Genomic DNA, 13,783 nt, shown 5'->3' on the forward strand with positions numbered 1-13,783 from the left:
GTTTCAGAAAACGTAAAATGTTCGATTCCTGATCTTTAACCTCATTTTAATAACTATAACATTTCCAAGACACCTCTCCGCCACCAAAACAAAAAAGGCCGGGCAATAACCCGGCCTGTCTAATTATTTGTAGGCTCATCGACTCTCCTATTTGTAGCTCGACCGCTTCTTCAATTCCCGTAGTTCGTTCTGCATTTCCTGCAACATCCGCATGAGCTGCTGCATGTCCGTCTGTGGTTCCGGCAATGCCTTACTGTGGAAGCTGTAATACTCCCAAAGCTCAATCACCTCGCCAATCGGCACTGTATAGGCAAAATACTGCGTATTGAATGATTGCAGCAGCATGGTACCCGCCTCCTGATTAATCGTCACTTGCTTGAAAACAAAGTCCTGATCACCCTTCAAAATAACGATACAAGGTGTCTCCGGTTTAACCGTCGTCCAATCCTGCACGTACCTTGTGATAATATCCGCACCTTCGGGCACCGGCAGCATTGAATCGCCGACGGTCGGGAACATCCTGAACGTCCCGTTTTTGGGCACGGTAGGCAGGTTAAACCGGGGCAATGACGCGAGGAACTCCGGATCGGCATATCCCGAGCGGTAACCCGCCCGCGCCTGCACCGGCACGTATTCGATATTTTCTTTATCTTCTTTATCAACAGTTATGGCCAGCACGCGGATCTGACTCCCTTTCATAAAAAGCTCGCTTCCCTCTTCCAGATCTTTCAGCTTCTGGTCGGAAAGCTTCCCCAGGTCCATTTTCAGGAGGCTATCAATGCTCATCCGGAAATACTCCGAGAAGTTGATCAGGTCGTCGACAGTCGGGTTGGCCGTCCTGCCGCTTTCAATCGCGTTAAGCTTCACCCTGCTGATCCCGAGTTTTTCCGCCAGCGCTTCCTGGCTCAATTTCTGACGCAAACGGAGGAACTTGATATTGACAGACCAGAATGTATCCTGCGCACCCATGAGTTGATATTTTTAAAATCAGACATAAGATATTATCAATATCAAAAGTAGCAGCAATTTTTATTTTTCCTACAAAAAAGTAAACAATTTATTTTGTTTAACTATTTTTGAAAAACATTAAACAAAAACATGTCCACCTACTCGATACGGGATCTCGAACGCATTACCAGCACCAGGGCGCACACCATCCGCATCTGGGAGCAGCGTTATGGACTGCTCGAACCGGAACGAACAGACACTAATATCCGATTCTACAACGACGGCCACGTCAAGAAACTCCTCAACGTCTGCACGTTACTCAACAGGGGTATGAAAATTTCGCGCATCAGCCAGCTGAGCAATGCCGAGATACGCGAGGAGATCGACCGCATTATCGAGGAATCGTTGCAGACGGACCAACATATAGAAGCGTGGATCAACCAGGCGGTGGGCGCCATCGCTGGCTACGATGCGCGGGCGTTCCATCAGCTTTTTGCCGATGCCCTCCAACGCCTGGGGATGGTCGAAGCTTATGAAAAGATCCTCTATCCGCTACTTGTACGCACGGGGCTGATGTGGACGAAAGATGCGTTGCTGCCTGCCCAGGAGCATTTTTTATCAAATCTGATCCGGCAAAAACTTTTTACGGCCATCGACGCACTGCCGGTACCCGAACCCGGCAACCAAAAATGGCTGCTTTTCCTGCATGAAGGCGAGGAGCATGAAATCGGGCTGCTTTTTGCCTATTACCTGCTCCTTCGTGCGGGCCAGCACGCGGTTTACCTGGGTGCCCGTGTGCCTTATCCCGACCTTCAATCGGTTGCAAACGACATTGCTCCTACCCATATCTACACTTTTTTCGTAGGTAACCAGCCCGAAAACCTCGCTCCGCAGTTGCTCAGCCAACTTGCAAACGACTTCCCGGATTGCCGGATATGCTTTTCAGGCGGTGTTGAAGGACCCGAAAACGAACCCCGCGTGAGCCATATTGAGTCCATTGAAAAACTGTTTGAAACCATCGAAACAGATGCAGCACCCACCAACCCATAACGGAGCGCCCAAAAGCGTCGGCGTGATCGGCGCCGGCTTTGCGGGGATGGCCGCCGGTGCCATTCTTGCAAATGAAGGCCATGACGTGACGATTTTTGAGAAGAACGCCACGATCGGCGGACGGGCGCGGACATTCTCTGAAATGGGCTTCACTTTCGATATGGGACCGAGCTGGTACTGGATGCCCGATGTATACGAACGCTTTTTCGCGCGATTCGGCCGGAGCGTCGCGGACCTGTACCAACTCCAACAGCTCGACCCGGGTTTCGCCGTTGTTTTTGCCGACAATGAGGTAGTCGATATCCCCGCCGATTTCGATGAGCTTTGCCGGCTATTCGAACAAATAGAAACCGGAGCAGGCGACAAACTCCGTCGCTTCATTGCCGATGGAGCATTCAAATACCATGTCGGAATGGACGAAATGGTGTACAAGCCCGGCCATTCCATTACGGAGTTTATCAGCTTGCGGCTCTTCGGTCAGGCATTGCGGTTGCAGCTTTTCAGCTCGTTCAGTAAACATGCGCGACGGTTCTTCAAAGATCCGAGGCTGCTTGCACTGATCGAGTTTCCGGTGCTCTTCCTCGGCGCCATGCCGAAGGATACTCCCGCATTATACAGCCTGATGAACTACTCCGGCCTCAAACAGGGCACATTTTACCCGATGGGTGGGTTTGGAAAGGTGGCCGACACGTTTCGCGACATTGCCCGGCAGGCCGGTGTCCGCTTCCGAACCTCCGAGGCAATCGAAAAACTGGAAACGTCAAATGGGCGCGTCCGGCACATTCATACCGCCGGACGGTCGGTACCAACGGACGTGGTGATTGGCAGCGCCGATTACCAGCATATCGAGCGGGCTTTACTCCCCTCGCGCGACCGGCATTATAAGGACAGTTATTGGGCCGAACGCACATTTGCACCTTCGTGCCTGCTGTTTTACCTGGGTGTCAGCAAGCGTATCGCCCGGATGCGGCATCATAACCTGTTCTTTGATCAGGACTTCGGGCTCCACGCGGAAGAAATTTATCAGCGCAAAATGTGGCCTACCGCACCGCTGTTCTACGTCTGTTGCCCGTCGGTCACCGATCCGTCGGTAGCGCCCGAAGGACATGAGAACTTGTTTATACTCATGCCGATTGCCACCGATTTGCCCGATCCTGAACCCATCCGCGAGCACTATTACCAATTACTGATGGACCGGCTCGAAAAGTTTGCCGGCGAGACAATCCGCGACCACGTGGTTTTGAAAAGAAGCTATTGCGTATCCGACTTCAAAAACGACTACAATGCTTGCCAGGGCAATGCTTACGGACTGGCCAATACCCTGAGGCAGACCGCGATTTTCAAACCCAAACTGAAAAGCCCGAAAGTGAGTAACCTGTTTTTCGCCGGCCAGCTTACCGTCCCCGGACCCGGCGTGCCCCCCGCGATCATATCCGGCACTATTGCCGCCCATGAAGTTCTCAAATACCTAAACAGCTAGCTTATGAAGAGCCTTTTTGACGAATTATCGGCGTCGTGCAGCAAGAAGACCACGCAGCTATACAGTACCTCTTTTTCCCTGGGTATTTACTTCCTGAAACCTGCACTGCACAGGGCTATTTATGGAATTTACGGATTTGTACGGCTCGCCGACGAGATCGTGGACAGCTTTCAGGGGTACGATCAGACACGGATGATGGCGCGCATCCGCAAGGAAACGCAGGAAGCTATCCGGGAACGGATCAGCATTAATCCCATTTTGAACAGCTTCCAGCACGTGGTACACACCTACCAGATCGAATGGGAGCTTATTGATACCTTTTTAAAAAGCATGGAAACGGATTTGCTCCAAAAGGAACACACGCAGGACTCCTACCAGGAATATATACTGGGCTCGGCGGAGGTGGTAGGGCTGATGTGCCTGCGTGTTTTTTCTGAAAATGACTCCGCTCTTTATGATGCATTGAAGCCGTATGCCATGAAACTCGGCGCAGCGTTTCAGAAAGTCAACTTCCTGCGCGACCTGAAAGCCGACTATCAGACACTGGGCCGCACGTATTTTCCCGGCGTGAATTTTAATGTATTCTCCTATGCCGACAAGGCAAAAATACAGCAGGAGATCGAGGCGGATTTCGAGGAGGCGCTCACGGGCATCCGTCGCCTGCCTGCCAGCTCACGCAGAGGCGTTTACCTGGCCTATTATTATTACAAAAAATTGTTTCTGAGGATCAAGGAGACGCCGCCGGAGAAAGTAATGAATGCGCGGATACGGATCCCCGACATTGACAAGTTCGGATTGATGTTTCGGTCATTACTGAGGCATCAGTTTGACCTTTTATGACGTTTTTGTGTTGTAAAGGGAGAATATATCCACAACACAAAACCTGAAACCCACCATCCTATGAACGACCAAGTTGTGCTTGTAACCGAAAACGATGAAGCCATTGGCCTGATGCCCAAGCTGGAAGCGCACGAAAAAGGGGTACTGCACCGCGCATTTTCGGTGTTTATTTTTAATACAAAAAACGAAATGCTGCTGCAAAGGCGGGCATTCGGGAAGTACCACTCCGAAGGCTTGTGGTCGAATACCTGTTGCAGCCACCCGCTCCCGGGCGAGCCCGTACACGACGGGGCCGTGCGGCGCCTGCGGGAGGAAATGGGTATCGAAGCCGACCTTGAATTCCTTTACACGTTTCAATACCGGGCCGACCTGGAAAACGGCCTCACGGAGAATGAGCTGGACCACGTTTTTTACGGGGTTACCGACGCCGTCCCCGCCATCGATCCAGCGGAAGCCAGCGATTACAAATACCTCACAGTAAATGAAATAGAAGCCGACATTGCGCAAAATCCGCATGCCTACACCGAATGGTTCAAGATATGCATGCCGGTGATCGCCCGCAGGATCGGCCATTGATTCAACCTCAATCTCAAAACCAGCCTGATGCCACATTGGACACTCAACGTATTGATTACCCTGGTCGCATTTGTGGCAATGGAATGTGTGGCCTGGCTGGCCCATAAATACTTGATGCACGGGCTGTTGTGGTCGCTGCACCACGATCACCATCAGCGCGACGACGGCGATTTTTTCGAGAAGAATGACTATTTCTTCGTCATTTTCGCGACGCCCGGCATTGCCTGCCTCTGGCTGGGGCTCGATGCAGGGTTCAACTACCTTTTCTGGATCGGACTCGGGATTACCATTTACGGCTTCACCTATTTCCTGGTGCACGATGTATTTATCCATCAGCGGTTCCGGGCTTTCAGAAATACCGATTCCGTTTACCTGAAAGCCATTCGCCGCGCGCACAAAATGCACCATAAGCACCTGGGCAAGCATGGCGGCGAATGCTTCGGCATGCTGTGGGTACCGCTGAAATATTTCCGTGAAGCCCAAAAAGCCGCTGTCAAATGAAGCTGCTCTATCTGCTGGTCGACCTGGGCGCTATTTCCGTGCCGCTGCTGGCCTCATTTCATCCCAAAATCAGGCTCGACAGGCACTGGAAAGCATTGTGGCCGGCGATATTGATCTCGGCGGTGCCGTTTATTATCTGGGACAGCTATTTTACCCAAATCGGCGTTTGGGGTTTCACGCCGGAATACCTCACTGGATTTGGGCTGTTTGGCTTGCCGATCGAAGAAATCTTGTTCTTCATTTGCATTCCCTATGCCTGCATGTTTACCTATTTCTGTTTCAGGCAATGGAAGGGAGAGCTGAATCTGAAGTCGGAGCAAATTGTGACCTGGGTGTTTATAGTCCTTTGCCTGGCACTCGGGCTGGCGGGCGCAGGCCGGTACTACACCTCCTCCGCCACGAGCTGGCTGGCTATTTTTCTCATTTATCTAAAATGGCAGGCTAAACCGAAATGGCTGGGCTTGTTCTATTACTCGCATCAGTTCCTGCTTATTCCGTTCTTCATTGTCAACGGCATTCTCACTGGCACCGGTCCTGAAAAACCCGTTGTTTGGTACAACAATGCTGAAAACCTGGGAGTACGCATCTTTACCATCCCTATCGAGGATGTTTTTTACGGCATGTTGCTGCTGCTGCTCAATGCTTTTTTGTTTGAGTATTTTCTTCAAAAAGCTGAAAAAAGAGCGCTCCTTAAAACACCTCTCCATGCGTGAAGGCAATCAGCCTTGCAGTAAGCCAGGGCGCTTTGTCCAGGGCTTTCAATGCAAAATCGGTCGTGCGGCTTTTTCCGAATAACTTTTGCAAATGATACCCTGCCCTGATCCGCGCCCCGAATGCGGCATTCCACTCACGACGGTAACTCTGCAAAGCCTGTCTATGCGTTTGTTTTCCATTAAAAAGAAGCAGTAACTGCTCCGCAAGCAGCTTGGAAGCACGCATTCCCATACTCATGCCATTGCCGCAAAGTGGTGTAATAGAGCCTGCTGCATCGCCAAGCAGGAAAATACCATTCGAATCAGTTTGCTTTTTATTGAATTGCACATTACTGATAACCAATGGCTGAGAATTTACAAACCGGGAGTTTTGGAAGTAGTTCTTCAAGAATGGGTTTTGAAATAAAACTGCTTCTTCCATCTGCTTCACATCCTTTCCGTTTTCAATCAGATTCCGTGCGGTAGTGAGGTAGCAAAGGCAATACCAGTCACGGTCCACTTCGGAAATGCCACAATAGCCGTCGCTGAAATTATGTAATTCAATTCGATTAGCCGGGAAATCGGTTTGGATATGATACTTCACGCCGATATAATTCTGGTTATCGGTATGGCTGGCATCTTGCAATTGAACGAATTGGGGCGTGTATTTGCCATAGCTCCCGCAAACCACTTTGGCAGTAAAGTCTCCGGAGGAAGTGCGGATCTGAAAACCATCCGCAATGTTCCCCTGCACATTCATGACACGGCATTCCTGCACTACGCGCACACCTTTACGCAAGGCTATTTCAAAAAGATAATTATCCAAGCTGTACCGGCTGATGCCAAAACCACCCATTCCAAGGCTGTGGTTCAATACAAATCCCCGATCGGAACTAATACCCAGGCTATCGATTTTGGGCAATGCAAGATCCGCAATCGGCAACCCCAAATTTTCAAGAAACGGCCGGCTTTCCATGGAAATATACTCCCCGCAAACCTTGTGAAAAGGATATTTACTTTTTTCAAATACCACTACCGCAATATCTCTTTCCGCCAATTGGATAGCCAGGCAAAGCCCCGCAAGCCCACCGCCTATGATCGCGCATTCGAAATGTTCAGTCCGTGTTTCCATAAACGATCACTTCATGCCGGAATGCCCATTTGTTACGCACAGAAAACCGGGTGGCACCGGACTGTTTCAATATTTCCAGCCACTCTTTCTTTTTAAACCCCCTTAAAACTGACAACGGCGCGTCATTCTTTACAAGGTATGACTTTGAAAAAAGGCGTGTCAGCCATTTGATCGAATAATGGGCCAACGGATTTCTTTCCAGGTCGTTGATTACCAGAACCGCCCGGTTGTCTAATGCAAACCGCACGAGTTCTATGAGATCGTCATTGACGAGATGGTGGCAAAAAAGGCAAGCATGAATGATATCGACCTGTTGCAAATGCCGGTAAGTATTCCGGTAATCATCGCAAATAAGCGTCACGCCGCTATCTTGAAGGTTTTCTTCCGCATAGGCAATGCAATCGGGTTTGAGATCGATGCCGTACAAGTCGAGCGAAAACCCTGCTTTCCGGTTCCAATGCGCAATACGTTTGAGCGTGTCACCGCCTCCGCAGCCAATATCGACGAGCGTATAGCGCCTGCCCTTTTGAAGTACACGTTTCAATGCAGCGAATGAAATGTCGTAACCGCCGAGCCAATGGTTGATAAAATCCAGCTCTCGGAGGTTTTGAAAAAGATCTGCCGGAGGAATGTCGTCCCGGTCGAGCAGCTCTTTTTGCAAGCTCCTATGCGTGAACATACCGCAATTGCATGGTTTCAATGCTCAGCCCGGGACCGAATGCAGCGGCAAAAATGCGGTTACCCAAATGCTCGGGCTTCGCTGTTTCGAGCACTTCTTTCAGGACAAACAGCACCGTAGGCGACGACATATTTCCGTAATTTTTAAGCACATTATAGGTAGGCCCGAGCAGACATTTGTCCAGTTCCAACGCCGTCGCGAAATCGTCTACAATGCGTTTCCCGCCCGGATGCACCGCCCAATGCCGGTAATCTTCCGGTTTAAGCCCCACCGCTTTGAGCATAGGGCGGATATTCTCGCGGATCAGGTCGGGCACGTAGGAAGAGAGGTTCATGATAAAACCCGTTTCCGAAAGCTGCCACGCCATATCAGAATACCCATTGTGCAGCACCATCGAATTAAAACCATCGATTTTCACCGGATGCAGATAGCGATCGTCCGGCTGCGACGAAACCAGCAATGCCGCCGCACCATCGCCGAAAATCATATTGGAAAGCAGGTAATCGTCATTATACCGCTTCTGGAAATGGATCGTACAAAGCTCAGTACACACCACCAGCACCTTCGCGTTCGCATGGCTTTTACAAATGGCATCCGCGTTCTTCAACGCGAGAATGGCGGCATTGCACCCCATGAAATTCACGCTGCTACGCTGGATAGCCGGGTTCAATCGCAACTCACGCATCAGTTCGACATCCAGTCCCGGCGCAAATAGTCCTGTGCAGGTAACGGTGATCAAATGGGTAATATTCCTTTTAATTTGTTCGAAACCAGGGATTTGCTCTATGGCTTTGCGGGAGAGTGCGGTTGCATGCTTTTGATAAAGCTGCATCCGCTCGGAAAGCGTCGGCTCGGGCAGCAGCGTCGCATTCCGATTAAAAAACTGGAATTCCTCGGGATTTCTATCAAAATCGGGGATCACGGAATAGCGCTTCTCAATGCCTGTTTTGGCGGCCACGATCCTGATTTTCCGGCGGGTATTCAGGTCGTCGGTCGATCGCAGGTAGAAATCGGTAAGCGTTTCCTGTGCATAACCATATTCGGGAACGGCTGTTTCAATAGAGGATAGATAACTCAATGGAATTCTGTTGATAATAATTAAAACGATGAAACAACTATTCATGCAAATCGCCGCTACCCAGTTCATCCGCATGGTATTCCGAAAATTGGCTTGCCGGCGGTCTTTCCAAACCAGCGAAAACCATATCCCGAACCAGATCACAATAGGAATGAAAAACACCTGAACAATGTAAAAAATCATTCCAAGCTCCCTGGTCGTAAAGTACAAATAATAAAACACATTGCAGAGCACAAACATGGCCGCCGTGAATGCAAAAGTGCCGATATAACCCAATTTGTAGCTCAATGTGACCACTCCGTCGCGCAGGTCCTGCTCGTGCTGGTACACCTGTGTGAGCGGATACGCGCCTGCGATCTGGAAAGAGCACCCCAGCAATACGAAAATATTCGCCGTGTCGAGCCGCAACGCACCGCCCGAAATCCCGGCAATAGACATATAATAGGTAAATGCCCCCTGAAAAATCACCACCGTCAGAAAACCGAGGACAGGGTATTTTTTCAGCCTGATCTGCCGCGAACTATACGCTCTGGACGCCCCGATGTAAAGCACCAGACAAAACGCGAACAGTGTATTTACGAAAACGAGCGCCAGAACGGTTGCGGCAACATCCAAAAAAATCGTGAGGTAAAAAAGATCCCTGGTAGGAAGCGGCGGCTTTTCCAGTCCACCAATGCTGTCCTCGTCGCGGTCGACGTAGCTATTGTAACCGTTGCTGGCCGGGTAAACGAGAAAATGGATGATCAGGAAACTCCACAACGCCTGCCTGTGCACCACCACCTCCGCCTGGCTGTAAGCAAACAGAAACAGCGGCGCGAGGAAGAATGAGAATGGGATTCTCAGGAGCTTAATGGTGTTACGGTCGACGGGCATAGAGCAAGATAGCGAAAAAGGCTAAAATGACCACCGACCATGGACCGCCGACCGCCGATTGCATTTTGCGACACGACAACGCCTGACTATTCATGACAACACTTGACCACACCAGCCCAACCCGCACTCGGCGGTCAGTCGTCGGCCGTCGGCGGTCAAACCGCGAACAAGTTACGCTTCCGCTCGCGTCGTAATGCGCAACTGATGCGTATTAAACACCTGCGAATTGGGCGCTACGCTTTTGGTGAGGAAAACACTGCCGCCGATCACGCTGTTTTCACCGATAACAGTGTCGCCTCCCAGGATGGTTGTCCGCGCGTAAATGATGACGTTATCACCTACCGTGGGGTGGCGTTTGGTATTGTAGAGCTCTTTTGCAACCTGCAATGCACCCAAAGTGACACCCTGGTAAATGCTCACATTCTTTCCGATCATCGAAGTAGCACCGATCACAATGCCGGTGCCGTGATCAATCATAAACGGCACGCCAATGGTGGCTTCCGGGTGAATATCAACGCCCGTTTTGCCGTGTGCATATTCCGTGAGAATGCGCGGCAGCACGGGAATTTGCAGGATGCTCAGGTAATTGGCAATGCGGTAAACCGCTATCGCGTAAAAGCCCGGGTAAGAGACGATCACTTCATTGACGCTCGTTGCTGCCGGGTCATATTCATAAATTTTGCTGGCGTCGAGGCGCAGGTTCTTGTAAATCGCTTCCAGCTCGTCGTAAAAAGAAGCCACTTTTTGTTCGATGGCTACTTTTTTCGGATCGAGGTAACTGAGCAGTATATTTTCAAGATCGATCTGATTTTTCTTTAAAATCCCTTCATAGGAGGTCTTTTTGGGCAAATTGTTGCTCGGAAAAAGAAAATGGATCAGGTCGTCGAGCCAGGCTGTGGCATCATGCCAGGAGGGAGTCGCCTCCCATTCGGCATGATGCGTTTTTTTAAGAAGATCGATGAGTGATGACATGCGGTATTGCGAATCTATGCTCTGCGGCCCCTGCCGCTTGCTGCGAGCCGGTGCAGCGTAGCCACGAGCACGTCTATCTCCTCGCAGGTATTATAAAATGCCAGAGAAGGGCGCACGGTGGTTTCGAGGCCGAACCTTCTCAGGATAGGCTGCGCGCAGTGGTGGCCGGAGCGCACCGCGATGCCTTCCTTGTTGAGCGCCGCTCCCACTTCCTCGGTTTTATAGCCGTCCAAAACGAATGACAGTACCGACGCTTTTTCCTTCGCCGTCCCGATCAGGCGCAGTCCCGGCACATTTTTCATCAAGCCGGTCGCGTATTCGAGCAGGAAATGTTCGTACTGGTGGATATTTTCGATACCGAGTTGGTTTACATAATCCAGTGCCGCACCGAGGCCAACCGCATCGGCGATGTTGCCCGTACCCGCCTCGAAGCGAGAGGGAGCATTATGGTATTGAATATGCCCGAATGTCACGTCCACGATCATATTCCCTCCGCCCTGCCATGGTTGCGTGGTGTTCAGGATTTCCTCTTTTCCGTACAAAGCGCCAATCCCCGTCGGGCCGAAAACCTTGTGACCCGAGAAAACAAACCAATCGCAGTTGAGGCCGGTCACGTCCGTGCGCAGGTGCGAAACGGATTGGGCGCCATCGAGCAGTACTTTCGCCCCGACGGAATGCGCCATTTCGATGATCTGCTTCGCAGGTGTTACGGTTCCCAAGGCATTCGAAACCTGTGTAAAGGACACGAGTTTGGTTTTCGGGTTCAATAATCCGGCATAAGCGTCGAGCAAAATCTGACCATCGTCGTCGACGGGGATCACGCGCAATACCAGCCCTTTCTTATCGGCCAACTGCTTCCAGGGAACAATATTCGCGTGGTGTTCGAGGTGGCTTACGATAATTTCGTCGCCTGCACTCAAATTCTGATCCCCCCAGGTTTTGGCTACGAGGTTAATCGCCTCGGTGGTACCCCGCACAAACACGATCTCATTCACCGACCTGGCATTCACAAACGCCCTCACTTTCTCGCGCGCGGCCTCGTAGGCATCCGTCGCGCGGGCAGCGAGCTCGTGCGCGGCGCGATGGATATTGGAATTTTCGTGTTCATAGAAGTAACTGACCCGATCGATCACCTGTTTGGGCTTCTGGGTAGTAGCCGCGTTGTCGAACCAAATGAGTGGCTTGCCATTCACCCGCTCCTTAAATATCGGAAAATCTCTTCGGACGCGGTTTACATCGAAAGGTATCTTGCCGATCGGGCTCTGCACGGAACGGCCCAACTGGTCGTGATCGTTGCCAACATGGATATTACCGAATGAAAATGGCGAAAAACTATGCGGCAAAAAGTTGGCAGCACCCGGGATATGCGGCTTTTCCGTAAAATTTTCATTCAGAAAATAATAGGATGGTAGCGATGGCGACGCACCTGAGTAAGGTAAATGCGCGGAGCTCCCAAAATTCGGAAGCCTGCTGAATACGTCTGTCAAATCATGCTGATTGTCCTGATAAGGCAATGCCGGATTCTTCTGGCCGGCCGGCGTTTGGCCGGTAGGCACCTGGCCGGTAGGCACCTGCCCAGCCGGCGAAATACCTACACCTGCGGCGGATGGTGGGACATGGCCATCGGTAAAATGCGGATCGGGCAAGCTCGTTTGCGGCTCGCTCAAATCAAAATCCTGATGCGATTGCGAATATGAATTCGAGGGCGATTCCCCGCCTCCGAACTCCTGATGAATGATCCCCAGCATCTTTTGCGCCCTCGGATGGTCTTCAAGGTGCGGCGAGAATACAGGAGACGGCATTTCGCCCGGCAATGCCTTGAAAAGCTCGTTGGCAAGCCGCTCCAAGGCACCGGCATCGGGCAAATTACCCGAAGTGCCGCCCGGAAATCCTGCTGGAATGCCGTCTGGCAGACCGTCAATATTTGTATTCATGGTAGTTACCGATTTCTACATCCTCCAAAACCGCAATCGCGTCGTCGACCAGCACGGCCAGCGAGCAGTACAGCGACACCAGATACGAGGCAATGGCCTTGTCGTTGATGCCCATAAAGCGGACAGAAAGCCCCGGCGACTGCTCACCCGGCAAACCCGGTTGGTACAACCCTACTACCCCCTGGCGGCTTTCGCCGGTACGGAGCAAAAGGATTTTCGTTTTGCCGTTTTCGATAGGTACTTTATCGGAGGGAATCAGTGGAATGCCTCGCCATGTAATGAATTGGGAACCAAAAAGCGAGATCGTCGGAGGGGGAACGCCCTTGCGTGTACACTCGCGGCCGAACGCGGCAATGGCTTTGGGATGCAACAGGAAGAAGCCGGGCTCTTTCCATACTTTGGTAAGCAGCTCGTCCAGATCGTCCGGCGTCGGCGGGCCGAGGCGTGTTGAAATCTTCTGTTTGTCGGCGATGCTCGAAAGCAGGCCGTACTCACCATTGTTGATCAGCTCACTTTCCTGGCGCTCCTTAATGCTTTCGATGGTCAGGCGCAGCTGTTCGCTGATCTGGTTGTAAGGTTTGCTGTACAAATCCGATACGCGGGTGTGCACGTCGAGCACCGTGTTCACGGCCGTCAGGTTATACTCGCGCGGGTTCTCAACGTAATCGATAAAGGTATGCGGCAACTCACGTTCATTACGGCGAGAGCAATCTACTTCCGCAGTGCTACCTTCTTTTACTTTATTCAGACGGTACACGCCGGATTCAACGGGGATCCAGTTGAGCAAATGCGTCAGCCAGCGCGGTGTGATCGCCTCGAATTGAGGCACCGTACGGGTTGCGATCGCTAACTGCCGTGCTGCCACGTCACCGAGCGCAGTTTGATTTTGGTTTAACTTGGCCATTCTGTATTTGATTATTAATGAGAAACGAGCTGCATTGCGCCACCAGGTATTGCCAGAGCGCGGCCGGATTAACGATCACAAACATACGTGAACTATAAATCAGGCATTTAAAGAACCCCATAAC

At 51.2% G+C, this 13,783-nt stretch carries 13 protein-coding genes; 6 read left to right on the plus strand and 7 right to left on the minus strand.

Features of this window, described 5'->3' with window-relative positions:
• Positions 1-147: 147 nt before the first annotated feature.
• Complete coding sequence (locus tag CLV60_RS15685; protein WP_106596324.1) at positions 148-969, minus strand: XRE family transcriptional regulator; 822 nt, start codon at positions 967-969, stop codon at positions 148-150.
• A gap of 129 nt (positions 970-1,098) precedes the next feature.
• On the opposite strand from CLV60_RS15685, the gene CLV60_RS15690 reads away from it, so the two are divergent.
• Genes CLV60_RS15690 through CLV60_RS15715 form a run of 6 tightly spaced genes read left to right on the plus strand, consistent with a single transcriptional unit; the run spans position 1,099 to position 6,108 of the window.
• Positions 1,099-1,998 carry a MerR family transcriptional regulator gene (locus CLV60_RS15690; RefSeq protein WP_106596325.1) on the plus strand — a complete coding sequence of 300 codons (900 nt, stop codon included), beginning with the start codon at positions 1,099-1,101 and terminating at the stop codon, positions 1,996-1,998.
• Entirely contained in the window at positions 1,976-3,478 is a 1,503-nt protein-coding gene (gene crtID / locus CLV60_RS15695; RefSeq protein WP_106596326.1) for a bifunctional phytoene desaturase/3,4-desaturase, read from the plus strand. Before CLV60_RS15690 ends, crtID begins: the two co-directional genes overlap by 23 nt.
• 3 nt (positions 3,479-3,481) lie before the next feature.
• A complete protein-coding gene (locus CLV60_RS15700; protein WP_106596327.1) occupies positions 3,482-4,318 on the plus strand; it encodes a phytoene/squalene synthase family protein in 837 nt (278 codons plus the stop codon).
• A 60-nt stretch (positions 4,319-4,378) separates the two neighbouring features.
• Entirely contained in the window at positions 4,379-4,894 is a 516-nt protein-coding gene (gene idi, locus CLV60_RS15705) for an isopentenyl-diphosphate Delta-isomerase (RefSeq protein WP_106596328.1), read from the plus strand.
• A 27-nt stretch (positions 4,895-4,921) separates the two neighbouring features.
• Entirely contained in the window at positions 4,922-5,395 is a 474-nt protein-coding gene (locus CLV60_RS15710) for a sterol desaturase family protein (protein ID WP_106596329.1), read from the plus strand.
• Positions 5,392-6,108 carry a lycopene cyclase domain-containing protein gene (locus tag CLV60_RS15715; RefSeq protein ID WP_106596330.1) on the plus strand — a complete coding sequence of 239 codons (717 nt, stop codon included), beginning with the start codon at positions 5,392-5,394 and terminating at the stop codon, positions 6,106-6,108. Before CLV60_RS15710 ends, CLV60_RS15715 begins: the two co-directional genes overlap by 4 nt.
• Here the strand turns inward: CLV60_RS15715 and CLV60_RS15720 are convergent.
• From CLV60_RS15720 to CLV60_RS15745, 6 genes are all read right to left on the minus strand, one after another.
• Positions 6,086-7,219 (minus strand): NAD(P)/FAD-dependent oxidoreductase, encoded by a 1,134-nt coding sequence (locus tag CLV60_RS15720; RefSeq protein ID WP_106596331.1) that lies wholly within the window; start codon positions 7,217-7,219, stop codon positions 6,086-6,088. The genes CLV60_RS15715 and CLV60_RS15720 overlap by 23 nt on opposite strands.
• Entirely contained in the window at positions 7,203-7,898 is a 696-nt protein-coding gene (locus CLV60_RS15725) for a methyltransferase domain-containing protein (protein ID WP_106596332.1), read from the minus strand. Before CLV60_RS15725 ends, CLV60_RS15720 begins: the two co-directional genes overlap by 17 nt.
• On the minus strand, positions 7,885-9,849 hold the full coding sequence (locus tag CLV60_RS15730; RefSeq protein WP_106596333.1) for a UbiA family prenyltransferase: 1,965 nt from the start codon (positions 9,847-9,849) through the stop codon (positions 7,885-7,887). The genes CLV60_RS15725 and CLV60_RS15730 overlap by 14 nt, the downstream gene beginning before the upstream one ends.
• Before the next feature lie 171 nt (positions 9,850-10,020).
• Positions 10,021-10,821, minus strand: coding sequence for a serine O-acetyltransferase (locus tag CLV60_RS15735; protein ID WP_106596334.1), 801 nt, complete (start codon positions 10,819-10,821; stop codon positions 10,021-10,023).
• A 14-nt stretch (positions 10,822-10,835) separates the two neighbouring features.
• On the minus strand, positions 10,836-12,755 hold the full coding sequence (locus CLV60_RS15740) for a family 2A encapsulin nanocompartment cargo protein cysteine desulfurase (RefSeq protein ID WP_229210989.1): 1,920 nt from the start codon (positions 12,753-12,755) through the stop codon (positions 10,836-10,838).
• Positions 12,739-13,659: a family 2A encapsulin nanocompartment shell protein gene (locus CLV60_RS15745; RefSeq protein ID WP_106596335.1), complete on the minus strand. Its 921-nt coding sequence runs from the start codon at positions 13,657-13,659 to the stop codon at positions 12,739-12,741. The genes CLV60_RS15740 and CLV60_RS15745 overlap by 17 nt, the downstream gene beginning before the upstream one ends.
• Between the last annotated feature and the right edge of the window lie 124 nt (positions 13,660-13,783).

This window comes from Dyadobacter jiangsuensis, from assembly GCF_003014695.1.
In the GTDB taxonomy this organism is placed as follows: domain Bacteria; phylum Bacteroidota; class Bacteroidia; order Cytophagales; family Spirosomataceae; genus Dyadobacter; species Dyadobacter jiangsuensis.

Bases quoted from the DNA above. Each gene is read 5' to 3' on its own strand.
- CLV60_RS15685 (WP_106596324.1), bottom strand. From the start codon at position 969: ATGGGTGCGCAGGATACATTCTGGTCTGTCAATATCAAGTTCCTCCGT.
- CLV60_RS15690 (WP_106596325.1), top strand. From the start codon at position 1,099: ATGTCCACCTACTCGATACGGGATCTCGAACGCATTACCAGCACCAGG.
- crtID (WP_106596326.1), top strand. From the start codon at position 1,976: ATGCAGCACCCACCAACCCATAACGGAGCGCCCAAAAGCGTCGGCGTG.
- CLV60_RS15700 (WP_106596327.1), top strand. From the start codon at position 3,482: ATGAAGAGCCTTTTTGACGAATTATCGGCGTCGTGCAGCAAGAAGACC.
- idi (WP_106596328.1), top strand. From the start codon at position 4,379: ATGAACGACCAAGTTGTGCTTGTAACCGAAAACGATGAAGCCATTGGC.
- CLV60_RS15710 (WP_106596329.1), top strand. From the start codon at position 4,922: ATGCCACATTGGACACTCAACGTATTGATTACCCTGGTCGCATTTGTG.
- CLV60_RS15715 (WP_106596330.1), top strand. From the start codon at position 5,392: ATGAAGCTGCTCTATCTGCTGGTCGACCTGGGCGCTATTTCCGTGCCG.
- CLV60_RS15720 (WP_106596331.1), bottom strand. From the start codon at position 7,219: ATGGAAACACGGACTGAACATTTCGAATGCGCGATCATAGGCGGTGGG.
- CLV60_RS15725 (WP_106596332.1), bottom strand. From the start codon at position 7,898: ATGTTCACGCATAGGAGCTTGCAAAAAGAGCTGCTCGACCGGGACGAC.
- CLV60_RS15730 (WP_106596333.1), bottom strand. From the start codon at position 9,849: ATGCCCGTCGACCGTAACACCATTAAGCTCCTGAGAATCCCATTCTCA.
- CLV60_RS15735 (WP_106596334.1), bottom strand. From the start codon at position 10,821: ATGTCATCACTCATCGATCTTCTTAAAAAAACGCATCATGCCGAATGG.
- CLV60_RS15740 (WP_229210989.1), bottom strand. From the start codon at position 12,755: ATGAATACAAATATTGACGGTCTGCCAGACGGCATTCCAGCAGGATTT.
- CLV60_RS15745 (WP_106596335.1), bottom strand. From the start codon at position 13,659: ATGGCCAAGTTAAACCAAAATCAAACTGCGCTCGGTGACGTGGCAGCA.